Annotated in this window: 18 protein-coding genes; 12 read left to right on the plus strand and 6 right to left on the minus strand. The window is 73.6% G+C overall.

The window, feature by feature from the left end; genetic code table 11:
- Window positions 1-48: 48 nt before the first annotated feature.
- From ABGB14_RS29650 to ABGB14_RS29670, 5 genes are all read left to right on the plus strand, one after another.
- Window positions 49-3,750, plus strand: coding sequence for a S8 family serine peptidase (locus ABGB14_RS29650; RefSeq protein ID WP_347647115.1), 3,702 nt, complete (start codon window positions 49-51; stop codon window positions 3,748-3,750).
- Window positions 3,751-3,903: 153 nt separating this feature from the next.
- Window positions 3,904-4,281 (plus strand): hypothetical protein, encoded by a 378-nt coding sequence (locus tag ABGB14_RS29655; protein WP_347647116.1) that lies wholly within the window; start codon window positions 3,904-3,906, stop codon window positions 4,279-4,281.
- 38 nt (window positions 4,282-4,319) lie between these two features.
- Entirely contained in the window at window positions 4,320-4,571 is a 252-nt protein-coding gene (locus tag ABGB14_RS29660) for a hypothetical protein (protein ID WP_347647117.1), read from the plus strand.
- A 50-nt stretch (window positions 4,572-4,621) separates the two neighbouring features.
- Window positions 4,622-5,797, plus strand: a complete 1,176-nt coding sequence (locus ABGB14_RS29665; protein WP_347647118.1) for a serine hydrolase domain-containing protein — start codon at window positions 4,622-4,624, stop codon at window positions 5,795-5,797.
- Between the two features lie 92 nt (window positions 5,798-5,889).
- Window positions 5,890-8,457, plus strand: coding sequence for a tetratricopeptide repeat protein (locus ABGB14_RS29670; RefSeq protein WP_347647119.1), 2,568 nt, complete (start codon window positions 5,890-5,892; stop codon window positions 8,455-8,457).
- Window positions 8,458-8,473: 16 nt separating this feature from the next.
- On the opposite strand, the gene ABGB14_RS29675 is transcribed toward ABGB14_RS29670, so the two are convergent.
- Window positions 8,474-9,586, minus strand: coding sequence for a hypothetical protein (locus ABGB14_RS29675; RefSeq protein ID WP_347647120.1), 1,113 nt, complete (start codon window positions 9,584-9,586; stop codon window positions 8,474-8,476).
- Between the two features lie 97 nt (window positions 9,587-9,683).
- Here ABGB14_RS29675 and ABGB14_RS29680 point away from each other — a divergent pair, with 97 nt between their 5' ends.
- Window positions 9,684-10,001, plus strand: coding sequence for a hypothetical protein (locus ABGB14_RS29680; protein ID WP_347647121.1), 318 nt, complete (start codon window positions 9,684-9,686; stop codon window positions 9,999-10,001).
- Between the two features lie 16 nt (window positions 10,002-10,017).
- On the opposite strand, the gene ABGB14_RS29685 is transcribed toward ABGB14_RS29680, so the two are convergent.
- Together ABGB14_RS29685 and ABGB14_RS29690 are read right to left on the minus strand one after the other, a co-directional pair.
- The gene (locus tag ABGB14_RS29685) at window positions 10,018-10,602 is read right to left on the minus strand and encodes a short chain dehydrogenase (RefSeq protein ID WP_347647122.1); all 585 of its coding nucleotides are present in this window, start codon (window positions 10,600-10,602) and stop codon (window positions 10,018-10,020) included.
- Window positions 10,603-10,630: 28 nt separating this feature from the next.
- Window positions 10,631-11,350 carry a sulfatase/phosphatase domain-containing protein gene (locus tag ABGB14_RS29690; RefSeq protein ID WP_347647123.1) on the minus strand — a complete coding sequence of 240 codons (720 nt, stop codon included), beginning with the start codon at window positions 11,348-11,350 and terminating at the stop codon, window positions 10,631-10,633.
- Between ABGB14_RS29690 and ABGB14_RS29695 the strand changes: the two genes are divergently transcribed.
- The 5 genes from ABGB14_RS29695 (at window position 11,349) to ABGB14_RS29715 (ending at window position 18,487) form a co-directional block, all read left to right on the plus strand.
- Window positions 11,349-12,080, plus strand: a complete 732-nt coding sequence (locus ABGB14_RS29695; protein WP_347647124.1) for a hypothetical protein — start codon at window positions 11,349-11,351, stop codon at window positions 12,078-12,080. The genes ABGB14_RS29690 and ABGB14_RS29695 overlap by 2 nt on opposite strands.
- A gap of 137 nt (window positions 12,081-12,217) precedes the next feature.
- Window positions 12,218-13,972 (plus strand): ATP-binding protein, encoded by a 1,755-nt coding sequence (locus ABGB14_RS29700; RefSeq protein WP_347618723.1) that lies wholly within the window; start codon window positions 12,218-12,220, stop codon window positions 13,970-13,972.
- 14 nt (window positions 13,973-13,986) lie between these two features.
- A complete protein-coding gene (locus ABGB14_RS29705; RefSeq protein WP_347647125.1) occupies window positions 13,987-15,126 on the plus strand; it encodes an exonuclease SbcCD subunit D in 1,140 nt (379 codons plus the stop codon).
- Window positions 15,126-17,546 (plus strand): SMC family ATPase, encoded by a 2,421-nt coding sequence (locus ABGB14_RS29710; protein ID WP_347647126.1) that lies wholly within the window; start codon window positions 15,126-15,128, stop codon window positions 17,544-17,546. Before ABGB14_RS29705 ends, ABGB14_RS29710 begins: the two co-directional genes overlap by 1 nt.
- On the plus strand, window positions 17,543-18,487 hold the full coding sequence (locus tag ABGB14_RS29715) for a hypothetical protein (RefSeq protein WP_347647127.1): 945 nt from the start codon (window positions 17,543-17,545) through the stop codon (window positions 18,485-18,487). The genes ABGB14_RS29710 and ABGB14_RS29715 overlap by 4 nt, the downstream gene beginning before the upstream one ends.
- Before the next feature lie 57 nt (window positions 18,488-18,544).
- Here the strand turns inward: ABGB14_RS29715 and ABGB14_RS29720 are convergent, their stop codons facing one another.
- From ABGB14_RS29720 to ABGB14_RS29730, 3 genes are all read right to left on the minus strand, one after another.
- Entirely contained in the window at window positions 18,545-18,967 is a 423-nt protein-coding gene (locus ABGB14_RS29720; RefSeq protein ID WP_347647128.1) for a VOC family protein, read from the minus strand.
- 79 nt (window positions 18,968-19,046) lie between these two features.
- Window positions 19,047-20,654 (minus strand): protein kinase, encoded by a 1,608-nt coding sequence (locus tag ABGB14_RS29725; protein WP_347647129.1) that lies wholly within the window; start codon window positions 20,652-20,654, stop codon window positions 19,047-19,049.
- Complete coding sequence (locus ABGB14_RS29730) at window positions 20,651-22,345, minus strand: protein kinase (RefSeq protein ID WP_347647130.1); 1,695 nt, start codon at window positions 22,343-22,345, stop codon at window positions 20,651-20,653. Before ABGB14_RS29730 ends, ABGB14_RS29725 begins: the two co-directional genes overlap by 4 nt.
- 628 nt (window positions 22,346-22,973) lie before the next feature.
- On the opposite strand from ABGB14_RS29730, the gene ABGB14_RS29735 reads away from it, so the two are divergent.
- Window positions 22,974-24,236: an MFS transporter gene (locus ABGB14_RS29735; protein ID WP_347647131.1), complete on the plus strand. Its 1,263-nt coding sequence runs from the start codon at window positions 22,974-22,976 to the stop codon at window positions 24,234-24,236.
- Window positions 24,237-24,263: the final 27 nt, after the last annotated feature.

Raw genomic sequence — 24,263 nt, forward strand, 5'->3', positions numbered from 1 at the left:
AAAGAGATGTGGCCTGGTCGATGGGCCCCAGTCCGGCGATGGGCCGCGGTGGCGGCCGCGCTGGCGGTGAGCATGACACCGGCGCCGGGAGCGCGGGCAGACTCCGTACCGGAGCTCTTACCGGCCGCCAACCCGCGAAGTTACGACGTCACGCTGATCACCGGTGACAGGGTGCACATCACCGTCGGCGAGGACGGCCGGCAGCGGGCGAAGGTCACCCCGCGAGACCCGGCACGCACCGGCTTCCGCATGGTGGACCACGGCGGCGAGCTGTCCGTGGTGCCCGCCGACGTGGCGGACCTGGTGCCGGAGCGGCTCGACCCAGAACTGTTCAACGTGACCTCGCTGGCCGCCCAGGGCTACACCGACCAGCAGACCGACTCCATCCCGCTGATCGTGCGGCAGGACGCGGGCGCCGCGCCCCTGGCCGGGCTCGCGGCCGTCACCCGGCTGGAGAGCATCGGCGCGACCGGGGTCAGGCTCGCGAAGAAGGACGCGGCCACGTTCTCGACCGGCCTGGTCACCGGCTCCGGACTGGCCGCGGGCGTGCACAAGATCTGGCTGGACCGCAAGATCACCGCACGGCCGGTCACGAGCGCGTCCACCGCCGGGGCCGCGGCGACGGCGACGGCGGCGGCCGGCGGCGACGGCGCCGGCACCACCGTCGCCGTCCTCGACAGCGGAATAGACGCCGGCCACCCCGACCTGGCGGGCAAGGTCGCGGGCACGCGCGACTTCACCTACGACGGCGACGGGGTCGACCGGTACGGCAGCGGCACGGCCATGGCGGGTGTCATCGCGGGCAGCGGCGCGTCGTCCGGAGGCACGTACACGGGCGTCGCTCCCGGGGCGCGGCTGCTCAACGGCAAGATCATCGATGGCTCCGGCAGCGGACTCGCCTCCTGGGCGATCGAGGGCCTGGAGTGGGCGTCGGGGGAGGCGGGCGCCGAGGTCGTGACGATGGCGGTGAGCGTCCCCGGCAAGGGCGGCCCGCTCACCGACGCCGTGAACGAGCTGACCGCCAGGAACGGCACGCTCTTCGTCATGAGCACGGGCGACCGGGGCTGCGAGGCCTGCGTCGAAAGTCCGGCGGACGCCCGGGCCGCGCTCACGGTCGGCGCCGTGGACGGCAAGGGCGGGCTCGCGGAGTTCTCCGGCTACGGGCCGGTGGGCCTGCACCGCGCGGTCAAGCCCGAGCTGAGCGCGCCCGGGGTCGGCGTGGTCTCGACCCGCGCCGGCGACCTCCCGCCCGCCGAGCCCGTCGGCGACCACTACGCGCGCTTCTCCGGCACCGCCCTCGCCGCGTCGTACGCCGCGGGCGCCGCCGCGCTGCTGCGCCAGGCCAGGCCCGGCATCACCGCTCCCGAGGTCAGGTCCGCGCTCGTGGGCGGCTCGGAAGCGCTGCCCGGCGTGCCCGTGGACAAGGGCGGAGCGGGCCGGCTCGACGTGGCAGGGGCGCTCGCGCGCACGGTGCTGGCCGGCGACGCGACGCTCGACTTCGGGCTCGCGACGGCCGGCGCCGGCGACCCGGTGACGCGTACGATCTCCTACCGCAACGTCGGTGCGGAACCGGTCACGGTCGCCCTCGACGCCGGTGCCCCGTTCACGCTCTCCACGACCGAGCTCACCCTGCCCGCGGGCGGCAAGGGCCAGGTGGACGTCACCCTCGACCCCGCCGGGGCACCGGCGGGCTGGGCCCGCGCGGAACTCGTCGCGACGCCCGCCGGCGGCGCCGCGCTGCGGACGCTGCTGACCGGCAACGTCGAGGTCCAGCGGGTCGAGCTCCGGGTGTCCGCCGTGGCACGGGACGGCCGCCCCCGCCGCATCCTGCCCAGCGTGGTCGACCTGGGCAACGGCGACCTCTTCGGCCGCGAGCTGCCGAGCGACCCCGACAGGCGGTGCGAGACGGACGCCGGGGACTGCTGGCTCGTCCCGCCGGGCACGTACTCGATCGCCGGAATCATCAGCACCCTGCGGCCGGGAGCCACCAGCGAGGGCCGCGGAGACATCGTCAACCAGAGCTTCGCCGGGTATCCGGAGATGGAGGTCACCCGCGACACCGACGTCGTGCTCGACGCGCGCAAGGCGGTCGCGGTGAAGATCGACACGCCTGACCATCACACCGCGCGGAACCGCGGAGCTGCCACCAAGCTCGTCTACACCAGGCAGCCGGTGAAGGGACCCAGGTATACCGAGAGCCTCCTCGTGGACGGCCGCCTTGAGGAGAGCTATTACCTGCAGCCCACCGCCAAGGTGACCAAGGGCGAGTTCGCGGTGGCCACGCGGTGGCGGCTGGAGGCGCCCGCGCTCACCATGTGGACGTCCGGCGTCGACCTCGACCCCGTATACGTCGACCCGGTCCACTTCAGCAACCGGTCCACGCAGTATCCGCGGTTCGACGGAACCGCGGTGCTGGCCGTCGCCGACGCCGGTGACGGCAGCGCGGCGGCGCTCAAGGGCCGTGACCTGCGCGGCCGGCTGGCGCTCATCCGCCGCACGCCCGGCACGCCCGTCTCGGCCCTCGCCAACGCCGCTGGGGCGGCCGGCGCCCGCATGGTGGCGATCTACGGTGACACGCACCTGGGCTGGGACGAGAGCCGGCTCACCGTGCCGACGGTGACGCTCGCGGAGGCGGAGGGCACACGGCTGGCCGAGCGGGCGAGCCGCCGGACGACCCACGTCGTCGCCAAGGGCATCGTGGCCAGCCCTTACGTCTACGACCTGTACCTGAGCGAGGAGGGCCAGGTCAGGAAGCAACCGTCGTACGTGGTCGGGAAACGCTCCCTGGCCCGCGTGGACACGGCCTTCCACAGCGAGCTGACCGACGACGTCGCCCTCTCCGAGGTCAAGTACGGCTGGATGCCGTGGGAGACCTTCTCGTGGGACTCGGTCAGGCCGGTGGCCAGGGCGCCGCGCGTGCGGACCGACTACCTGAGCCCAGCCCCCGACGTGCAATGGCACAGCGGGACCGACATGCCGGAACGGTCGTACAACTCGATCCTCCCCGAGGAGCCGCAGGGCGTGATGACCGTCAGGGACACCGTGCGCGGTTACCAGGCGGGCAAGCGGATCGAGCGCACGTGGCTGAAGCAGCCGGTGGCGCCCGGGTTCCCGGCGGACTCGCCCACGCAGCGGCAGGGCGACACGCTCACCGTCGACATGCACGCCTTCGTCGACGCCGAGGGGAACACCGGGGCCCAGCAGACCGACCCGTTCCCGCACGGCTACCTGTCGGACTGGCGCATCTACAAGGGTGACGAGCTGCTCGGCAGGACGGCGACCGGCGGCTCCGGACGGATCCTGCTGCCGCCGGAGCGGGCCGGCTACCGCGTGGAGTACACCGTGGAGAACCGCTCGACCTGGGCGCGCCTGTCCGCCAGGACGAGGACGGTGTGGACGTTCGACTCGGAGCGCGCCGAGGGCGATCCCGTCGTGCTGCCGCTGCTGGCCGTCGCGTACGACGTGCCCGTTGACCTGCGCAACCGCACCGCCTCCACCAGGCTCGGCCTGACCGTCGCCCACCAGGAGGGTTCGGAGGGCAGCGCGATCGAGAAGGTGACCCTCGAGACGTCGTCCGACGACGGCAGGACCTGGCGCCCCGCCCGCCGGCTGCGCGACAAGGGCGACGGCACGTACGAGGCCACCATCGAACGGCCCCGCCCGGGTGCGGTGTCGTTGCGCGTCACGGCCTCCGACGCCGCCGGCTCCACGGTGACGCAGGAGGTGATCCGGGCGTACGGAACCCGCTGACCCGAAAAACATCGTCTCTGGCGTTGACGACGATTCCTGCTCCAGGGTACCGTCTGTCTCTGTCAGAGACGATGTTCTGCCCGCCCGGGTGCCACTTCCCGGCGTGGTAGTAATGAGATCCCCGCAGGAGGCAGGAAAGACAGAGCTGGCACCATGACCGAGCACTACCTGGGCGTTCTCGGCGTCGCCGAGGCGCTGGGAGTGACCCGGCACGCGGTGCACAAATGGCGCTCCCGCCATCCGGCCGGCTCCGACCGCCCGTTCCCCGAGCCCGACGTCGAGATCGACGGGGCTCCCGGATGGCGTCCCGACCGGGTGGAGGAGATCGTCCGATGGCGCGACGGCCTGCCGGGCCGGGGTGCGGGCGGAGGCCGTCCGTCCGCCGCCCGCCAGGACTACCTCAGGGCGGCCCTGGCGCGCGGTCTCGACCGCGACGAGGCTCTGCGCGCGCTCGCCGCGTTCGTCGCGGAGTTCCCCGAGATGACCGAGCCGGAGGTCTGCGCCTGGCTCATGGAGAAGTGGCGCGGCTAGCTTGCCGGATCCACCGGCGACCCCAAGGAGACCCCTCGATGGCCCACCTTCCCCGGCCCGGCCGCACCCCCCTCACCGCGGAGGAGAAGTCCCGGGCGGAGGCCAGCTTCGTCACCCTCGTCGCCGAGCACCTCACCGCCGCCGGCCGGTTCAGGGTGAGCGCCGACACCCCCGAGCTGACCGAGATGTTCCAGAACGTCGCCCGCAGGGTGGGCGAGCTGCTCGGACGGCCCGTGGTCAGCTACGCCAACGGCAGGTACATCGTGATCACCTTCGGCCCTCAGGAGTAAGCGCCGCCGGCGAGCAGCACCCCATCCACACCGACGGAAGGCGATGACGCATGCCCGACATCAGCGGGGAGACCGCACCGGGATTCGAAGCAGTACGTACGGCCTTCGCCCGCAACCTGGCCGAGCACGAGGAGATCGGCGCCGCGGTCGCCGTCTACCTGCACGGCAGGAAGGTCGTCGACCTGTGGGGCGGCCTGGCCGACCCCGATGAGGGCCGTCGCTGGGAGCGCGACACCCTGCAGGTCGTCTACTCCACCACCAAGGCGATCACCGCCGCCTGCGCGCTCCTGCTGGCGCAGCGGGGCGAGCTGGACCTCGACGCGCCCGTCGCGCGATACTGGCCGGAGTTCGCGGCGCAGGGCAAGGACCGCATCCCGGTGCGCTGGCTGCTCACCCACCAGGCCGGCCTGCCCGCCATCGACCAGCCGATCACCCCGGCAGAGGCGATCGCCTGGGAGCCCATGGTGGAGGCGCTGGCCGTCCAGCGGCCCTTCTGGGAGCCGGGCACGGAACACGGCTATCACGGGCTCACGTACGGATGGCTCGTCGGAGAGGTCGTCCGCCGGGTGAGCGGCCGCAGCATCGGCGCCTTCCTCGCGGAGGAGATCGCCGGCCCGCTCGACCTGGACCTGTGGATCGGGCTGCCGGAGAGCGAACTGCACCGGGTCAGCCGGATCGTCACGTCCATGCCCGGCATGGCGGACCTGGCCGGGATCGACCTGGACGCCCTGCCCGAGCCCGCCCGCGAGGTGATGCGGGCCTACACCGACCCGGCGTCGCTGACCGTACGCTCGATGTCCGTGGTCTCGCCCCCGCTCGACCACAACGACCCCCGCGAGCAGCAGGCCGAGATGCCCTCGACCAACGGCATCTGTACGGCCCGCGCGCTGGCCCGCTTCTACGCCGCCCTCATCGGCGAGGTCGACGGCCACCGCGTCCTCACCCCCGCCACCCTGGCGGCGGCGACCGCCGAACAGGCCGCCGGCCCCGACCGCGTCCTGCGCATGCCGGTCAGGATAGGCACCGGCTTCGGCCTGCCGACCCCGGACATGTTCTTCTACACCCCCACGACCTTCGGGTTCGCCGGGCTCGGCGGTTCGCTCGGCTTCGCCGACCCGCAGAGCGGGCTCGCGTTCGGCTACGTGATGAACCACGTCAAGGAGGACGGCGAGAACCGGCGAGCCGCCACCTTGGTGGAGGCGGTCAGGAGCGCCATGACCGCCTAGCGGGGAGGCGCGGCGTGTGAAACGGCTTTGCCGCCGATCTCCGAACGTATGACAATGGCCGCTCGGAGCGCGGCGACCATCGGAGATGCGTTATGTCCCCAGAAGAGCGTGACGGTGCCGACGCGGAAGCCGCAGAGGAGTCGCCGGCGGCGTTCGGGACGATGTTGCGGGGCTGGCGTGAGCGGGCGTTGCTGACCCAGGAAGAGCTGGCCGCACGGGCGGGACTCAACGCCCGCACGGTCCGCCGGCTGGAGGCCGGACAGTTGCGACGGCCACGCGGCACATCGGTGCGGTTGCTGGCCGAGGCGCTGGGCCTGGACGAGGCGGAGCGGGCGACGCTGACGCACGCCGCGAGAAGTGCCCCGGCGAGTCCGGCGCCCGTGCGGGTGCCGCCGCGGCACCTGCCCGCCGACGTGGTGGCGTTCACCGGGCGGGAGCGGGAACTCGCCGCTCTCGACGGCGTCGGCGATCAGGGCACGGCGGGCACGGTGCTGATCACCGCCATCGACGGCATGGCGGGCGTGGGCAAGACGGCGCTGGCCGTACACGCCGCGCACCAGCTCGCCGCCCGGTTCCCCGACGGCGACCTGTTCCTCGACCTGCACGGATACACGCACGGCATGGTCCCGGTTGACCCGGCCGAGGCGCTGGCCAGGGTTCTCGCGGTGCTGGGCGTGCCCGGTGAGTCCATCCCCCAGCACGCCGACGACCGGGCGGCCCTGTACCGGAGCATGCTGGCGGACCGGAAGATGCTGATCGTGCTGGACAACGCCGCCGACGAGGCGCAGGTACGCCCGCTGCTGCCGGGTTCGGGCGGCTGCCTGGTTCTGATCACCAGCAGGCGGCGGCTGATCGGCCTGGACGATGTGCGTACGGTGTCGGTCGACGTGTTGCCGCCGGCCGAGGCGGTCGCGCTGCTGACCCGTACCGCCGGCCACGAGCGCGTCGCGGGCGAGCCGCCGCAGGCGCTGGCGGAGCTGGCCCGGCGGTGCGGGTGGTTGCCCCTGGCGATCCGGCTGGCCGCGGCCCGGCTCAAGGCGCATCCGACGTGGAGCGTGGGGCATCTGCTGGCACGGCTGGAGGAGCATCACCGCCGGCTGGGCGAGCTGCACGCCGGGGAGCGCAGCGTCACCGCGGCGCTCGATCTCTCCTACCGGGGGCTGGAGACGGCCGAGCGGCGCGCGTACCGGCTGCTGGGGTTGCACGCCGGCACCGACATCGCCCCGGACGCGGCGGCCGCGCTGCTGGCCACCTCCGTCGCGGCGGCGACCGGCCTGCTGGACCGGCTGCTTGAGGGAAACCTGCTGCAGGAGCCGGTGCCCGGCCGGTACCGGTTCCATGACCTCATCCGCGCTCATGCCGCCGCCCTGGCCGGTCAGGAACCGGAGGCGGAGCGGCGTGCCTCGGTCACCCGCCTGCTCGACCACTACAGCGGGGCCGCAACGGCGGCCATGGACCGCCTCTACCCCTACGAGGCCGACATGAGGCCGCGCCTTCCGCCGGGCGGCGGTCCTCTGCCCGCGATGGACGACGCCGAAGCATGGCTGGAGGCGGAGCTGCCCAACCTGCTGGCCCTCGCCCAGCACGCGGCCGAACACGGCTACCTGGACCACATCCGGCACCTGTCGGCCACCCTGCACCGGTGCCTGCGCATCCGAGGCCGCAACCCGGAAGCCGAAACCCTCAGCGCACGCGCGCTGGCAGCCGCCCGCGCCGCCGCCGACCACACGGGAGAGATGGAGGCTCTCATCGCGCTCGGCGAGATCCGTCACCGGCAGAGCCGCTACGAAACCGCGATCGAGGACAACGTGCGGGCTCTGGACATCGCTCGCGCCATAGGGCATCACTCCGGAGAACTGCGGGCACTCAACTCCCTGGGGCTGCTCCGCGCCGTCCACGGCGAGCACAGCCGATCGATCGAGAACTTCGCGCAGGCGCTCGCCATCGCCCGCGCGACCGGCCACCGCAGCGGCCAGCTGGACGCGTTGATCGGCGCCGGCCACATCCACCGGATGGTGGGGCAGCACGGCGAAGCAGCCGACTCCCTCGCCGAGGCTCTGGACATCGCCCGGGAGACCGGCCACCGCACCGGCGAGGTGCGCACGCTGCTCGCGCTCGGTCACCTCCATCTCGGCCGCGGCGAGTACGACGCGGCCACCGACCGCTTCACCCGGGCCCTCGACCTGGCCAACGGCACCGAGCACCGGCTCGGCCAGCTCGACGGCTGGATCTCTCTGGGCGACATGCACCGCATCGGCGGGCGATACGAGCAGGCCCATGCCTGCTACGAGCACGCCCTCGACCTCGCACGCGAGCTCGGCAACCGGAACTGGCAGTTCGAGGCCATCCACGGCATGGGCCGGCTGCGGCACGAGCAGGGCCATCACGACCAGGCGCTCGACGACCACCAGGAGGCGCTGCGGCTGGCCACGGACCTGGGCCAGCCGGGCGACCAGACCCGCGCCCATGACGGCCTCGCCCGCGCCCACGCCGCGCTGGACCAGGACGACGACGCTCGCCACCACTGGTCGCAGGCGCTGGCCATCCTGAGCAAGCTCGGCACCGACCACACCGACGAGCCAGGCGTCGACACCGACAACATCCGCGCCCATCTCGCCGCTCTCGGGTCGGACGGGTCCGAGCTCCGTCGCGACCCCTGAGGCGGGCGTGCGGCGTTCACCGGCGGCGGGGCGTGTAGGGCGGGAACGCGGTCCTGTCGTCGAGGTCGAGGTCCGTGTCGGGCCAGCGGCGCCGGAGCAGGGCGGCCAACCGGCGGGCCCAGCCCGCCAGGTGGGGCAGGCTGCGGTGCTCGTCGGCGGTACGGGCGGCGGCCTCCAAGGTGGCGACGAGCTGGACGCGGCTCCCGTCGCCCGGCGGGCGCGCCTCGACCTTGGCCAGGCGTTCCAGCCGGACCAGCACGTACGAGAAGCAGGCGGCGGCCAGGCCGAACCCGTAACGCCGGTCGTCCTCCGCCTCGGGCAGGCCGGCGGCCAGGGCCCGGCGGTAGCCGCCGGCGAAGGCGGCGTCCACCGACACCCAGCCGGGACCGGGGACGTGCAGGCAGACGGCGTCGTGCAGCGCGTGCGTGTAGCCGGCGAACTCGAAGTCGATGAGGCGGGCGTCCGGGTCGCCCGTCGCGTGCACGAGGACGTTGTTCGCCTCGGGGTCGCCGTTGCTCAGCGCCAGGAACGAGCCCGGATGCTCCAGCTCCTCCAGCGCGGCGGCGAGCTCCCGCTCCGCCCCGCCCTCGACCGGCGCGCCGAGGCGGGCCGCCTGCCTGCGTCCCTCCTCGCGAAACCCGGGGAACCGTTCGGCGTCGCCGGCCGGCCCGAGAACGCGCCTGCGCGCGCCGTAAAGTGCTGACCCGCCCGCTGTGGCGGCGCTGAGCTCACCGCGGATGCGGGCGAAGGCGGCCAACCCTTCCGCATGGGCGGTGGCGCCCTCCGCACGCAGCAGCCCGTCCAGCGCCGTACGCGGAGCCAGGTCCTCCAGCACGACGAGCTCCGCGTCGAGGTCGGCGGCGATCACCCGAGGCGCCAGGCCGGACGCCAGGTCGTCGGAGAGGAAGCGCAGCGCGGCCACCTCGGTGCGCAGCCGCTGCGACGTCGCGAGACGGGCGGCGCCCGGGTGCGGGCGCATCCACTTGACGATAACCCGCTCCCCGCCCTCCAGCCGCGCCCGCGCGATGGCGTACGGCTCCAGCCGCCGCCACCCGGCCACGGCCACAGGGCCGCAACGGTGACGCGACAGCAGGGACTCCACCTGGGTGACGATCACATCCACGGTCACCGGCGCCAGCCTATGGGGCCGCGCCCGTCGCCGAAAGATACCCTTCTCGGGACGAGCCGTTCGACGACACCGCCATGGAGCCGGGGACCGACTGACGATGGGCGCGGAACAGGATTTCAAGCAGGTCGGCGCCGAGCTGGCCGACCTGGGTGTGCGGATCTCCAGGATGATGGGGAGTCCCGCGCTCAAAGATCAGGCGGGGAAGGTTTTCGCGAGCCTGCAGCGCGACGGCGCGATGGTGTTCCGGCTGGTCAGGGACACCCCCGAACACGCAGCCGCGCTCCAGCTGGCCGGTGCGTCCCTGTTCGACCCCATGGGGCGGGGCAGGGTGATGAAGGACTGGGTGGTCGTGCCCCACACCGCGGCCGAGCGATGGACAGACCTGGCCGAGGCCGCCCTCAGCCGCCCGCGCTGACAGCGGACGCCGCTCGTCACGGAACGATCGTCCGGCCCTGCGCGGTGCCCTCCACGGCCGCGACGTAGGCGCGGGCCACCTCGGCGACCGGCGTCCCGCCCGCGCCGTCGAGGCCCATGCCCTCCAGGGTCTCCTTGATCCAGCCCGGGGCGATCACGTTGATCCGCAGCCCGCGGGGCAGCTCGCTCGCCGCGTTCCGTACGAATCCCTCGAGCCCGGCGTTGACCAGCGCGCCCAGTGACCCGCCGGCGAGCGGGGCGGCGAACGTGCCTCCGGTGAGGGTGATGGACCCCCCGTCGCGCAGGCGACGCAGCGCCCGTCTGGCGAGTGCGACCTGTCCCAGCAGCTTCCCCGCCGTTCCCGCGGCGAACTCCTCGTCCGTCACCGTCTCCAGCCGCACCAGCGGCCCGCTGGCCGCGCAGCACACCACCGCGTCGGCGTCGGGCACCGTCTCGAAGAGCGCGTCCAGCGACTTCCCGTCTTCGAGGTCCACCCGGACCGGCCCTCGCCGCGAGGCCGCGACGACCTCGTGGCGAGGGCTCAGGGCGGCCTCGACGGCTCGCCCCACGGTTCCCGACGCTCCGATCACGATCACCTTCATGTGATCCATGATGGCTCGTGAGCGTCTGTCACGCGTTGATGACCTCCTCCCTGTACTGGGCGTGCAGCGGGTCGCCGGTGGAGCCCATCCACGCGTCCATGGCGGCGCGCCGGCGGGCCAGCTCCTCGGGCGCGCCCCCGTCGGCGAGGTTGTTCAGCGCGTGGGGGTCGTTCGCGAGGTCGTACAGCTCCTCCCGGACGCGGAGCAGGTAGAACTGGGCACGCGCGGCGACCGCGGGGTCCGTCGAGTCGCGCATCGCGGGCCAGGTGAGGCCCTGCATGTTCTCCGCCCGGTAGTTCAGGCTGCCGTCGGACCAGGCGTTCCAGATGTAGCTCCAGCGCTCGTCGTGGACGCCGCGCATGTCGTAGCGCTGGTCCGAGCTGGACTCGTGGAAGACGGTGTTGATCTGGTCGCGGCCTGACTGGCTGCCGCCCTTCAGCAGCGAGGTGAGGTCGCGACCGTCCAGCCCTTCGGGGACGGTGGCGCCCGCGGCCAGGCACAGGGTGGGGAAGAGGTCCATCGTGGACACGAAGTGCTCGTCGTCGGTGCGGCCCGCGCCGGCCACGCCGGGCCACCGGACGATCAGCGGGGTGCGCGTGCACTGCTCGTACACGTTCGCCTTGCCGAACGGCACCGCCATGCCGTTGTCCGACATGAAGATCACGATCGTGTCGCCGGCCAGCCCGGACGCGTCGAGCGCGGCCAGGACCGCGGCCAGCGTGTCGTCGGCGCGCCGGGCGCTGCTCATGTACTGCGAGACCTCCAAGCGGATCTCCGGCACGTCCGGCAGGCAGGTACCCGGGCACCTCGGCGTCGTCGGGGCCGTACACCTTGGACGGCTTGGCGATGCTGGCCAGCTCGTCCCCGTCGAACCTGTTCTGTTCGGCCATGCTGCCGCTGAAGGGCCGGTGCGGGTCCTCGGAGTTGGCCATCAGGAAGAACGGGCGATTCTCGGACTTCGCCCGGTCGAACAGCTCCGTCGCGTGCCGCGCGTAGTCGGCGGGGTTGCGCCCCATGCCCAGCTGCTCGTCCGGAATCACGCTCAGATCCCAGGCGAACCGATCATCCGGGCCGAGGTGGGCGACCTTGCCCAGGATGCCCGTCAGGTAGTTCCGCGGGCGGAGCAGCTCGTTCAGGATCGGCACGCCGGGGTCGATGTCCTCGAAACCCTCGGCGCCGTTGCGGTGGGGGAAACGGCCGGTCATCAGCGCCGACCGGCTCGGCTGGCAGAGGGCGATCGGCACGTGCGCGCGGTGGAAGGCGACGCCCTCGCCGGCCAGCCGGTCGATGTTCGGCGTGAGGTCGGCCCGGCCGCCGAAGCAGCCGGGCGAGCCGCCGTGCATGTCGTCGACGGTGAAGAGCAGGATGTTCGGCGGCGCCGCGTTGCGGGCCCGTGGGGTGTCGCTCCAGGCGGCCCGCACGCCGAGGCCCGCGGCGACGGCTCCCGCGCCCGCCCCGGCCAGCAACGTACGCCGTGAAAGGGGTGTGTTCATACGTGTGATCTACCGGTCGGCGCGTTACGTTTCCGTTTCCGCCGGGACGCCCGATGGGCGGGACGCACAGGTCGACCCCTACTACGCTCCATGGAAGGGCATCATTGGGGGCGGAGGGATTCGTGACGGTCAACGGGGCGAGCCAGGCGGTGGAGGAGGCAGCACCCGCGGCGGGAGACGCGGTCGGGCGGGTGCTCGGCACCCAGGCGGCCTCGCCACTGTCGTTCTGGGTGGGCCTGGAGCCGGGCAAGGTCGTCCAGCTCGACGACGTGGTGGTGACCAGGCGCGACGTGCCCGGCTACGGCCCGGTGCTGGTCGCGGGCGTGGTGACGACCGTCGAGGCCCGGCACGAGGGCGCCGCCTACGACTCCGACGTCTTCCTCATCGCCGACGGCGCGTTGCCCGCGGCCGTGGTCGAGGTGGCCGAGGTGCGGGTGACCAGGGTCGAGCCCGAGGTGTTCGTGCCGCCGCTGCCCGGTGCCAAGGTCCATCTCGCCGGGTCCGACGACCGCGAGCAGGCACTCTACTTCGACGTGATGGACCGGCGCATCCCGATCGGGATGGGGCGCGACGGCCGGCCGATGTACGCCAACTTCGACTTCCTCGACGGCACCCGCGGCGCCCACGTGTCGATCTCCGGCGTGTCCGGCGTGGCGACCAAGACCTCCTTCGCCACGTTCCTGCTCTACTCCATCTTCAACTCGGGGGTCCTCGACGCCGAGTCGGCCAACACCAAGGCGCTGATCTTCTCCGTCAAGGGGGAGGACCTGCTCTTCCTCGACCACGACAACCTCCGGCTCGACGACGATGCCCGCGCCGTCTACGCCCGGCTCGGGCTGCCCGCGCGGCCGTTCGGCAGCGTGCACGTCTTCGCCCCGCCGCGCCCCGGCGACGCCAACGGCGTGCCCCACGTCTCGGCCCGCACCCAGGGCGTGAGCTCCTTCTACTGGACGCTGGTCGAGTTCTGCGAGGAGGAGCTGCTGCGGTTCGTCTTCGCCGACGCCGACGACGAGCGGGCCGGCTACTCGCTGCTGGTCGGGCAGGTCGCCGCCCGGCTGAAGGCGTGGGCGGAGCCGGTGGGCGACGGCGGCGCCGTCATGGTGCAGGGCACCGCCGCCCGCACGTTCGCCGACCTGGTCGAGTTGCTGTCCGACCAGCTGCAGGACGAGGGCACGCGCCAGCAGTGGACCGGCGCGCAGACCCCGCTCGGCACGGTCAACGCCTTCCTGCGCCGGCTGCGCAGCGCGGTGCGCCCGCTCTCGCCGATCGTCCGGGGCGACCTGCCCTTCTACCGCAACCACACCGTCAGCACCTCCGACGCCCAGGTCTCGATCGTCGACCTGCACAACCTGCCGGAGCGGGCGCAGCGGTTCGTCGTGGGCGTGGTGCTGCGCGGCGAGTTCCAGCGCAAGGAGTCGTCCGGCACCGCGAAGCCCCTGCTGTTCGTCGTGCTCGACGAGCTGAACAAATACGCGCCGCGCGAGGGCGACTCCCCGATCAAGGAGATCCTGCTCGACGTGGCCGAGCGGGGCCGCTCGCTCGGCGTCATCCTCATCGGCGCCCAGCAGACGGCCTCCGAGGTGGAGCGCCGTATCGTCTCCAACAGCGCCGTACGCGTCGCGGGCCGCCTCGACCCGGCCGAGGCCGCCAGGTCGGAGTACGGCTGGCTGCCCCCGGCGGTCCGCGAGCGCGCCACGATCGCCAAGCCTGGCACCATGTTCGTCGCCCAGCCGGAGATCCCGGTGCCGCTGGCCGTCGCCTTCCCCTTCCCCGCGTGGGCGACCCGGCCCGCGGAGGCGGCGGCCCCGGCCGCGAAGGCCTCAGGCGATCCGTTCCAGGGGCTGCCCGGCGTCGAAGAAGACATCCCGCCCTTCTGATCACAGGTGATGACGTGAAGATCCTGCACACCGCGGACTGGCACGTGGGCAAGGTGCTCAAGGGCCGTTCCCGCCTCGACGAGCACCGCGCCGTGCTGCGCGAGCTGGTCGCCGCCGCCCGCGACCACGACGTGGACGCCGTCATCGTGGCGGGCGACCTCTTCGACACCTCCGCGCCCACGCCCGAGGCGCAGGCGCTGGTGCTGAACGCGCTCATGGCCCTGCGCGGCGACGGCCGCGACGTGGTGGTGCTGGCGGGCAACCACGACAACCCGCAGCTGCTGGAGGTCTACCGGCCGGTGCTCGGCAAGCTGGGCCTGCACGTCATCGGCAGCTTCCGCCGCCCCGACGCGGGCGGCACGCTGGCCTTCACCGCCCGCTCGGGCGAGCCGGTGCGGCTGGCCGTGCTGCCCTTCCTGTCGCACCGCTACGTCGTACGCGCCGCCGAGGTGCTGGCCGGCACGGCCGCCGAGCACAACCGCGACTACGCCGCCCGCATCTCCGAACTGATCGGCGCGCTGACGGCCGGCTTCCACGGCGACACCGTCAACCTGGTCACCACTCACGGCACGCTGCCCGGCGGCGCGTTCGGCGGCGGGGAGCGGCAGGCCCAGTCGATCTTCTCCTACTACTTCGAGCCGACCGCCTTCCCGCCGTCCACCCAGTACGCCGCCCTCGGCCACCTGCATCGCCGCCAGCAGATCCCGGGCCCGTGCCCGATCTGGTACAGCGGCTCGCCCCTCGCCGTCGACTTCGGAGAGGAGGGCAACACCCCCGGCGCGCTGCTGGTGGAGGTTTCGCCCGGCCGCCCGGCCGTGGTGCGGGAGGTGGCCTTCGGCTCGGCCCGCAGGCTGCGTACGGTGCGCGGCACGCTGGAGCAGCTGGAGGGCCTGGAACAGGGCGACGACTGGCTCAAGGTGATCGTCGAGGAGAAACCCCGCGTGGGCCTGGCCGACGACGTCCGCGAGCTGCTTCCGGGTGCCGTGGACGTCATGCTGGACGAACGGTTCAGGCCGGTGCCGGCCACGCGCAGGACCGGCTCGGCCGACCGTGGCGCCCGCGAGTTGTTCCGCGAATATCTCACCGCCACCGGGCGGCACGACGACCAGGTGGCCGCGCTGTTCGACCGGCTGCACGACGAGGTGACCAGCTGATGCGCCCGCTGCTGCTCCAGCTCGACCACTTCGGCAGCTTCCGCGAGCCGGTGAGCGTCGACTTCTCCGACACCGAGTATTTCGCGCTGGTCGGCCCGACCGGCGCGGGCAAGAGCACGATCATCGACGCGATCTGCTTCGCCCTCTACGGCACCGTGCCGCGCTGGGGCAAGGAGAACGTCATCGCCCACGCCCTGGCCCCCTCGGTGTCCTCGGGGAAGGTGGCGCTGGTCTTCGAGAGCGGCGGCCGGCGCTACGGCGTCGTGAGGGCGATGGTGCGCGACAGCAAGGGCGCGGTGCGTACCAAAGAGGCCAGGATCGACGAGCTCGACCCCTCGGCCCCGCTCGACCAGGCCTACGACGCGGTGCTCAAGCCCCTGGCCGAGGGCGAGAACGTCACCCCCGAGGCGCAGCGGGTGACCGGGCTGGAATACCGGTTCTTCACCCAGTGCGTGGTGCTGCCGCAGGGCCGCTTCGCGGAGTTCCTGCACGCCGCGCCCCGCGAGCGGCAGGACCTCCTGGTGCAACTGCTCGACGCCGACGTCTACGAGCTCATCAGGCAGCGGGCCGTGCAGGAGGAGGAGCAGGCCAAACGCGACGCCGCCTTCGCCCGCGACCAGCTCGGCAAGCTGTCGGGAGCCACGGCGGAGGCCGAGCAGGAGCTGGCCGACCGGCTGGCGGCGCTGCGGCGCCTGGCCGAGACCATCGGCGCCGATCTCGACCTGCTGCGGGCCCGCGAAGCCGACATCCGGCGGGCCGAGCAGGAGCGCGCCGCCGTGGCCGAACGCCGGTCGGTGCTGGCGTCGCTGCGGATGCCGGACGCGGTGCCGACGCTGGCCTCGGCCCGGCGGGCCGCCGCCGAGTCGGTGGAGGCACTGGCCGCCGAGGTCGCGACGCTGGAGGCCGACGACCACGAGGCGTACGAAGCGCTGGCCGCGCTCGGCGACCGCGGGGCGCCCCGGGCGGCGCTGGCCGCCCTGGACGCCCGCGAACGGCACGCCGCGCAGGCCGCCCGCGCCCGCGCGGAGGCGGCGGCCGCGGCGGAGCCGCTGCCCGGCCTGGCCGCCGAGCGGAAGGCCGCGGAGCAGGCGCTGGCCGCCGCCGAGACCCAGCGCGAACGCCTGCGCGACGCCCACGCCGCCGCCCACCTCGCGCCCCGGCTGGCCGTGGGCGAGCCCTGCCCGGTCTGCCGGCACCCGGTCGCCGAGCTGCCCCGCCACGAGCCGCCCGCCGACATCCGCACCGCCGACCGCGCCCTCGCCGGAGCCCGCGACCGGGCCGAGCGCGCCAGCTCCGCCCACGCCAGGGCCGAGGCGTCGGCGTCGATGCTGGCCGGTCAGGCCGACCGGCTGGCGTCCGAGCTGGCCGCGCTGCCCGAGCCCGGCGACCGGGCGGAGCTCGAAGGGAGGCTGGCCGCGATCGGCAAGGCCGAGGAGGTCGCGGCCCAGGCCCGCAACGCCTTCCGCGCCGCCAGGGGCAGGCTCGAACGTGCCCGCACGGGCGCCGAGCAGGTCGAGCGGCAGGCCGAGTCCGCCTGGCGTACCCTCGAGTCCGCCCGCGACCGGCTGCTCGTCTCCGGCGGACACGACGACCCGCCGCCGCCGCTCACCCGCGACGACCTGCACCGGGCCTGGACCGACCTGCTCGGCTGGCGCGACCGGGCCGCGCAGGCCGCCCAGGCGGCGCTCGCGGCCTGCGACGGGCAGCTCGCCCAGGCGGGCGACGCGCTGTCCCGCGAGCGCCGCAAGCTGGCCGAACGCCTGGCCGAGCACGGCGTCGTCCCGCCGCGCGACGCCTCGCCCGACCAGCTCGGCGCGGCCGTCGCCGGGGCCGCCGCGCGCGTCGAGAGCGCGCTCGACCGCGTCAGGGACGACCGCAAACGCGCCGCCGACCTGGACGCGCAGATCACCGGGAAGGAGCACGAGGCCAAGGTCGCCCACGAGCTGGCCCTGCGCCTGCGCGCCAACGCCTTCGAACGGTGGTTGTGCGCCGAGGCTCTGGCGGTCCTGGTCGCGTCGGCGTCCGAGACGCTCCGCGAGTTGTCCGACGGCCAGTACGAGCTGACGCTCGGCGACAAGACCGGCGACATCGAGGTCGTCGACTTCGGTGAGGCGGGCATGCGGCGCAGCGCCCGCACGCTGTCCGGCGGAGAGACCTTCCAGGCCGCGCTCGCGCTGGCCCTGGCGCTGTCCGGGGCGGTCGCCAGAGGGCTCGACTCGATCTTCCTCGACGAGGGCTTCGGCACGCTCGACCCGGCCACCCTCGACACGGTGGCCACCACCCTCGAACGCCTGGCCGCCGGCCAGGACCGCATGATCGGCGTCGTCACCCACGTCCCCGCGCTGGCGGAGCGGGTGCCGGTACGCTTCGAGGTCAGGCGCGACGCCAAGGGCTCCCACGTGCGGAAGGCGGCCACGTGACCGGTTTCACCGTCGATCCGTGGGATCCCGGCTACGCCGCGGCCCTCGCCGTCGAGGCCCTGTCCGAGCTGGGCTCCACCAGCGCCGAACTGGTGCTCGACATCGAACGCCCGGCCGCCGACTGGAAACCCGTCACGCCGGGGCCTGACGCCGACCCGCCGCGCACCCTGCTGGTCGCCGACGGCGTCCGCAGGATCGACGCCCGCGTGTGGGTGCACGACCCCGGCTCGCCGATGCCCGTGCCCGGCATCGCCGCCTCCTACGCCGCGGGGATCGTCAGGTGCGGGCAGGACGGCGCCGAACTGGCGGAGATCCAGGTCAACCGCACGCTGATCTCCGCGTCGCCGGACACCCCCGAGGTGAGGACCGGCCACGCCCTCTACCGCGCCGGCAAGGCCGCCGACTCCAGCTTCGAGGAGCTGTCGCTGGCACTGCAGCGCCAGGTCACCCAGCTGGAGGTCGACCTCGCCGTGCGCCACCGGTCGGCGAGCGACGACCTGCTGCTGGTGGACGGGCCGCTGCGGGGCCGCACCCACCTGCCGCGCACGGTCGGCTACATCAAGACCCACCACACCGCCTACCTGCCGTCGCCGCAGTCGGCGGTGGTCGCCGCGCTCGCGCCGGGGCAGCGTACGCCGGTGTTCCTCATGGGCACGAGCTGGCGGCGGCACGCCTGGTACGTACGCCTGCCCGTCAGATCGACCGCCCCGTGGGCGGGCGTGGCGCGCTGCGAGGCCGGCGCCGACCTCGACCCCGCGCAGGTGGTGCGGCTCGCCGACGCGCTGACCCTGGCCCTGCCTCCGCTGGCCGGAGTCGACTACAAGGACCCGCGCGCGCCCCAGAACCTGGTGCCGATCGGCGGCCTGGAGAAGCTGCTCCGCCACCACCTGGGCGACGCGCGCCTGCTCTACCGCGCGCTGCGCAACGCCGCCCGCGGTTAGCGCCCGCTCCCAGCCGGTCGCTCGGCCGGTCGCTCGGCCGGTCGCTCGGCCGGTCGCTCAGTCGGCTGCGAACACCTGCGCGTCGTCGGCGAACGCCTTGAACTCCAGGGCGTTGCCCGCCGGGTCGAGCAGGAACATCGTCCACTGCTCGCCGGGCAGTCCCTCGAACCGCAGGTACGGATCGATGACGAAGGCGGTGCCGGCCGCGCGGAACCGGTCCGCCAGCTCATGAAATTCCGGAATCGTCAGGATCAGCCCGAAGTGCGGGACCGGCACGTCGTGGCCGTCCACCGGGTTGTGCACCCGCTCCGGACGCGCGGGCGCCAGGTGCGTGACGAACTGGTGGCCGTGCAGGTTCCAGTCGATCCAGCTGTCAGAGCTGCGGCCCTGGGCGCAGCCGATGAGCTCGCCGTAGAAGTGGCGGGCCTTGTCCAGGTCGTCGACGGGCACGGCCAGGTGGAAGCGGGGAATCATGGGCATCGGGAACGCCTGCCTTCCGATAGTGGCACGATCACACGCCCACCCTGCCCCTCCGCCGCCCCTCGACGCCAGCGCCCGCCTACCAGCCCTCGCCGAAATCGCAGATCTTCACCGTGGCGCTCTTCCTGGCGCGCGTCGGCTCGACCACCTCGAAGACGACGCTGTACGTGCCCTCCTTCTTCCACACGATCGACGGCAGAAGCGGCTTCGACGACGCGTTGCCCACCTTCGCGCCCTGGCTCTGACCGTTGAGCCGCCACCGGTAGCTGTAGGAGCCGGTCGCCGACACCTTCGCCCAGATGTTCATGTCGTAGCGCCAGCAGTCCCCCATCCGGATGCCCTCGTAGTCGAACGACACCGACGTCACCCCGCCCGCCTGCCTCGTCCTGGTGGGTTTCGCGGTGGTGGGCCGGGCCGACGGCCTCGGCGTGGTCCTCGTGCTCTTCGCAGGCGTCGGCGTGGCCCGGGTCCTGGTGGGTTTCGGGGTCTTCCTGCCGGGGCGCCGGCCGGCCGACGGGTCCAGCGGCCTGGGCGACCGCTTCGTGTCCGCGACCGTACGCGAGCCGGTGGGGGAGGAGGGCGCGGCGACGGTGGCGGTGGAGGCACCGACGTCACCGGGCGGGGTGGGAAGCAGGACCCAGGCGGCCGCCAGCCCGCCCGTCACGACCAGCGCGGTCGCGCCGGCCAGCAGGGCGATGCCGAGCCGGTTGCGCGACACCGGTCGGGTGGGACCGGTCCGGCCGGGCAACCCCTCCGGCGGCGGCCACCCGCGCCCTCCCACCGGAGGTGCCGCGACCGGCGGACCACCAGCGAAGGGAGCCTGGGCCGGGCCGCCGGGGAAGGGAGCGTGGGCCGGGCCGCCGGGGAAGGGCGCCTGGGACGGAATCGGGCCGCTGCCGGGGGAGTACCGGTCGTCGGCGGCTGACGCCCCGGCCCGGCCGCTGATGAGCTGGAAGAGCACGTCCTGCATGGCCGGCCGGGCGGCCGGATCCTTGGCCAGGCAGCCGTACACGATCGAGCGCAGCGGTTCGGGCACGTCGCCGAGGTCCGGCTCGTCGTACTGGATCCTGCTGAGCACCGCGGGCAGCGAGTCGTTGCCGAACGGAGGCGCGCCCGTGGCGGCGTACACGATGACCGAAGCCCAGGCGAACACGTCGGCGGCGGGCCCGGCGACCGCGCCGAGGAACTGCTCGGGCGCCATGTACGCGGGCGTCCCCACGATGCTGCTGGTACGGGTCAGGGCGGCGTCCATGGCACGGGCGATGCCGAAGTCGATGACGCGCGGGCCGTCCCGTCCGAGCAGGACGTTCGCCGGTTTGAAGTCGCGGTGCACGACGCCGGCCCGGTGGATGGCGGCCAGCGCGGTGGCCGTGGCGACCGCCAGCCGCTGCAGGTCTGCGCCCGTGTGGCGGCCGGCCCGCTGGAGCGAGGGCCCTTCGACGTACTCGGTCACGATGTACGGCCGCGCGCCCAGCGAGGCGTCCAGCACCTGCGCGATGCAGAACGGCTCCACCCGCCGCGCCGCCGCGATCTCCTTGGCGAAGCGGCCGTCGCCCGGCACGCCCTCCCGCAGCACCTTGACGGCGACCTGCGTCCCGTCGGGGGCCGTGCCGAGGTAGACCACTCCCTGGCCGCCCTCGCCGAGCAGCCTGACGACCCGGTACGGGCCGATGGCCTCCGGCGTCACCAGGTTTCCAGCGCGCAGACGCTGAACGACATGCTCTTGCGCGCCGAGGACGGCGAACTGACCTTCAGGGTCACGGTGTGGCGTCCCGCGGGCAGGTTCCACTGCCTGGCGGTCACGAACGCCGTGTAGTCGTCCTCGGGCACCCAGGACTTGCCGCTCTCCTTCGTGCTGCCGTCGACCAGCCACGCGTAGGAGACCCACACCCCGCGTCTGGTCGACTCCACGCGGGTCTGGACGTGCACCGGAGGCATGTAGCAGCCTCCGGACTCCGACTGGCCGGGGCCGCCCCTCAGCTCGAGCGCGAGGATGCTGGCCCTGGCGCTCGTGACCGGCTTCTTGGTGGTACGGGTGCGGGACGGCGTCGGCCGCGCAGTCGTCCGCTCGGGCGTCGCCGTGGGCGTGTGCTTCTTCGGAGTGCCGGCGGGCTTGGTGGTACGGCGGGCGGGGGGCCTGGTCTTCCTGGGGGTGCGCTTCGGGGTGGTCGACGGCGTGGCTTCGGCGGTGGGTTCGGCGGTGGGGGTGGTGGTGCTGGGGGAGGGCGCGGCGATCGGCTTCTCCTCCTGCGTACCCCATCCGGGGGCGATCCAGACGATCCCGCCGATCAGCGCCGCCACGACAACACCCGAGACACCCGCCACCAAGGGCACCACCAGCCCTCTACGGCCAGCCGCCCTCCCCGCGCCCGGCCCGCCCGGGTGCCGCCCGTTCGGAGGCAGCGGACCGCCCGCGCCGGGCCCGCCCGCGTACCGCACGTTCGGAGGCGGGGGACCCCCCGGGTGCGGCCCGGCCGGCATGCTTCCGTGCTGCGCGGCCGTTCCGGGCAGAGGACCGCTCCCTGGCCGGCCGGCTCCGGGCACGTGCGGCGGCAGCTGCATCGGGCCGGAGCCGCCCGCGTGCGGCACGGGCGGGTTGTTCCCGCTCAGCAGCCGCAGCAGCACGTCCCGCATGGTCGGCCGGGCCCGCGGGTCCTTGGCCAGGCAGTCGTACACGACCGAGCGCAGCGGAAGCGGCACGTCGCCGAGCTGCGGCTCGTTGTTCAGGATCCGGTTGATGATCGCGGGCAGCGTGTCCTGCCCGAACGGCGGCGTGTCCGTGGCCGCCCACACCATCACCGACGCCCAGGCGAACACGTCCGCCGGCGGCCCCACCGGCTGGCCCGCCAGCTGCTCGGGCGCCATGTACGCGGGCGTCCCCACGATGCCGCTGGTGTGGGTGGCCGCGTCGTCCGTGGCGCGGGCGATGCCGAAGTCGATGACGCGAGGGCCGCCCGGGCCGAGCAGCACGTTCGCGGGCTTGAAGTCGCGGTGCACGACGCCCGCCGCGTGGATGGCGGCCAGCGCGGTGGCCGTGGCGACCGCCAGCCGCTGCAGATCGGCCCCGGCGTGCCGGCCGGCCTCGTGCAGCGACGGGCCCTCGACGTACTCCGTCACGATGTACGGCCGCGCGCCCAGCGAGGCGTCCAGCACCTGCGCGATGCAGAACGGCTCCACCCGCCGCGCGTTCTCGATCTCCTTGGCGAACCCGTCGTCGAGCCCGGCCCTCGAACGCAGCACCTTGACCGCCACCCGCGTGCCGTCAGGCGCCTGCCCGAGGTAGACGGTCCCCTGGCCGCCCGAGCCCAGCCGGCCGAGCAAGCGGTATGTCCCTACCGCCGTCGGGTCGTCCTCCCGCAGCGGTTCGACGTGCGCCATGAGAGCAGTGACTCCTGAGACGGGTGCGGTGATCTTTACGTACGATACTCACACGAAAGAAGTTTTGTAGTGATGTTACTGGCCTGTAGGAAATCGCCGCCGCAGCCAGAAAACTGGGTCGCGGATCCGCGTACCGGCGCCTATCGTGACAGCGCCGAACACGGACCAAGGAGGCCCGCCATGCACCGCGACGAGATGTCCTTTTGAGCCCACCAGCAAGCGCCGCCGGGGGTTCCCTCCAGCGAGACGCACGTCAAGCGCGGCGACCGGCGCGTCGGCCGCGACAAGGAGCTGATCGAGAAGCTCGGCGGCAAGGACCCGTGCCCCTGCGGCTCAGGGCGGCGCTTTCCGACGGTGCTGCCGTCCGACCGGCCGCTACGACGGCACGCTCGGCGACTACTACGTCCGCGACCGCCCGTAGAGCCGCCGCAGGTGTCGCCCAGCCCTCACCGGCGAACCCCCGCCCCGCCCTCACCCCGCCAGCCTGACGACGGCGGCGGGGACGGCGGCGGGGCGCCGAGTTCTGTCGGTGGGACCTGGCAGGGTGACTCCGCATCCTCCCGACCGCCCCCGCCACAGGGGCCGGGCGCCGATGACGCGGGAGGGCCGGAAAGAGGTGCGGTGACCGGTGAGCGGGTCCGTCCGGATGATGTTCGCGCCGCTGGCGGTCCGCGGCTTCCGCCGCTACTACGCGGGGCAGACGGCCTCGGCGTTCGGTGACGCGCTGACGCCGCTCGCCGTCGCGTTCGCCGTCCTTGACCTCACCGGATCCCCGGTGGATCTGGGAATCGTGGTGCTGAGCACCCGCCTGCCCGTGATCCTGCTGACCCTGCTCGGCGGCGCGGCCGGCGACCGGTTCTCGCGCAGGACCGTCATGCTGCTCGCCGATCTGGCCCGGTTCGCCGCGCACGGCGTGACGGCGGTGTTGCTGCTCACGGGCACGGCGAGCGTCTGGATGCTGGTCGTCCTGCAGCTCGTCGCGGGCGCGGGATCGGCCTTCTTCAACCCCGCCGCCGTGGGGCTGGTCGCCTCGCTGGCCGGCCGGGAGCGGCTGCAGGCGGCCAACTCGCTGATCTCGATCTCCAGGAGCACGGCCTCGATGCTGGCTCTCGGCACGGCGGGGGCGCTCGTGGCGCTGGCGGGGCCGGGCTGGGCGATCGCGGCCGACGCGCTGACGTTCCTGGTGAGCGCGGCCTTCCTCTACCGGTTGCCCGCTGATCTGGCCGCCGAGCGGCTCCAGCGCGGCGGCGGGCTGCTGGCGGGCATCCGCGGCGGGATCGCCGAGGTGCTCGGGCACTCCTGGTTGCAGGTCTGGACCCTGCATGCCGCGGTCACCAACCTGATCGTGGTCTCCCCGATCCTCGTCCTCGGCCCGTACGTCGCCGACCAGCACCTCGGCGGCGCCCCCGCCTGGTCGGCGATCGGCATCGCCTACGCCTTCGGCGGGCTCGCCGGCGGGCTGGCCGGGGCGCGGTGGAGACCGGCACGGCCCATGGCGGCGGCGATCCTGCTCTTCCTCCTGATGGCGCCCTTCCCGGCGTTGCTGGCTCTGCCCGCCGACGTCTGGCTGCTGGCGCTCGCGGCCGTCGCCGCCGGCCTGCAACTGGTGGTGTACAACGTGCTCCAGACCACCTGCCTCCAGCAGCACCTGCCCGAGCGTTTCGTGGCGCGGGCGACGTCGGTCACGATGCTGGGCGGGCTCGTGGCCGCACCGCTCGGCATGGCGCTGGCCGGCCCCGCGGCCGCTCTGCTCGGCACCCGTCCCGTGCTGGGCGCCGGCGCCGCGACCGCCGTGCTCCTGACGGCCGCCGCGTTGCTCGCGCCGGCGGTGTGGCGGGTCCGGGGAGAGCCCGCCGCTGTCCAGGATCCCGTGCCGGAGCCCACGGGATGAGCCGCATCGTGTACTTTTGCCGCCTCC

The sequence above is a fragment of the Nonomuraea sp. B10E15 genome (genome assembly GCF_039871615.1).
Lineage (GTDB): Bacteria > Actinomycetota > Actinomycetes > Streptosporangiales > Streptosporangiaceae > Nonomuraea.

Excerpts from the sequence above, each read along its gene's own strand:
- ABGB14_RS29655 (WP_347647116.1), top strand. The coding sequence starts at position 3,904 with ATGACCGAGCACTACCTGGGCGTTCTCGGCGTCGCCGAGGCGCTGGGA.
- ABGB14_RS29660 (WP_347647117.1), top strand. The coding sequence starts at position 4,320 with ATGGCCCACCTTCCCCGGCCCGGCCGCACCCCCCTCACCGCGGAGGAG.
- ABGB14_RS29665 (WP_347647118.1), top strand. The coding sequence starts at position 4,622 with ATGCCCGACATCAGCGGGGAGACCGCACCGGGATTCGAAGCAGTACGT.
- ABGB14_RS29670 (WP_347647119.1), top strand. The coding sequence starts at position 5,890 with ATGTCCCCAGAAGAGCGTGACGGTGCCGACGCGGAAGCCGCAGAGGAG.
- ABGB14_RS29680 (WP_347647121.1), top strand. The coding sequence starts at position 9,684 with ATGGGCGCGGAACAGGATTTCAAGCAGGTCGGCGCCGAGCTGGCCGAC.
- ABGB14_RS29685 (WP_347647122.1), bottom strand. The coding sequence starts at position 10,602 with ATGAAGGTGATCGTGATCGGAGCGTCGGGAACCGTGGGGCGAGCCGTC.
- ABGB14_RS29695 (WP_347647124.1), top strand. The coding sequence starts at position 11,349 with ATGTACTGCGAGACCTCCAAGCGGATCTCCGGCACGTCCGGCAGGCAG.
- ABGB14_RS29690 (WP_347647123.1), bottom strand. The coding sequence starts at position 11,350 with ATGAGCAGCGCCCGGCGCGCCGACGACACGCTGGCCGCGGTCCTGGCC.
- ABGB14_RS29710 (WP_347647126.1), top strand. The coding sequence starts at position 15,126 with ATGCGCCCGCTGCTGCTCCAGCTCGACCACTTCGGCAGCTTCCGCGAG.
- ABGB14_RS29720 (WP_347647128.1), bottom strand. The coding sequence starts at position 18,967 with ATGCCCATGATTCCCCGCTTCCACCTGGCCGTGCCCGTCGACGACCTG.
- ABGB14_RS29730 (WP_347647130.1), bottom strand. The coding sequence starts at position 22,345 with ATGGCGCACGTCGAACCGCTGCGGGAGGACGACCCGACGGCGGTAGGG.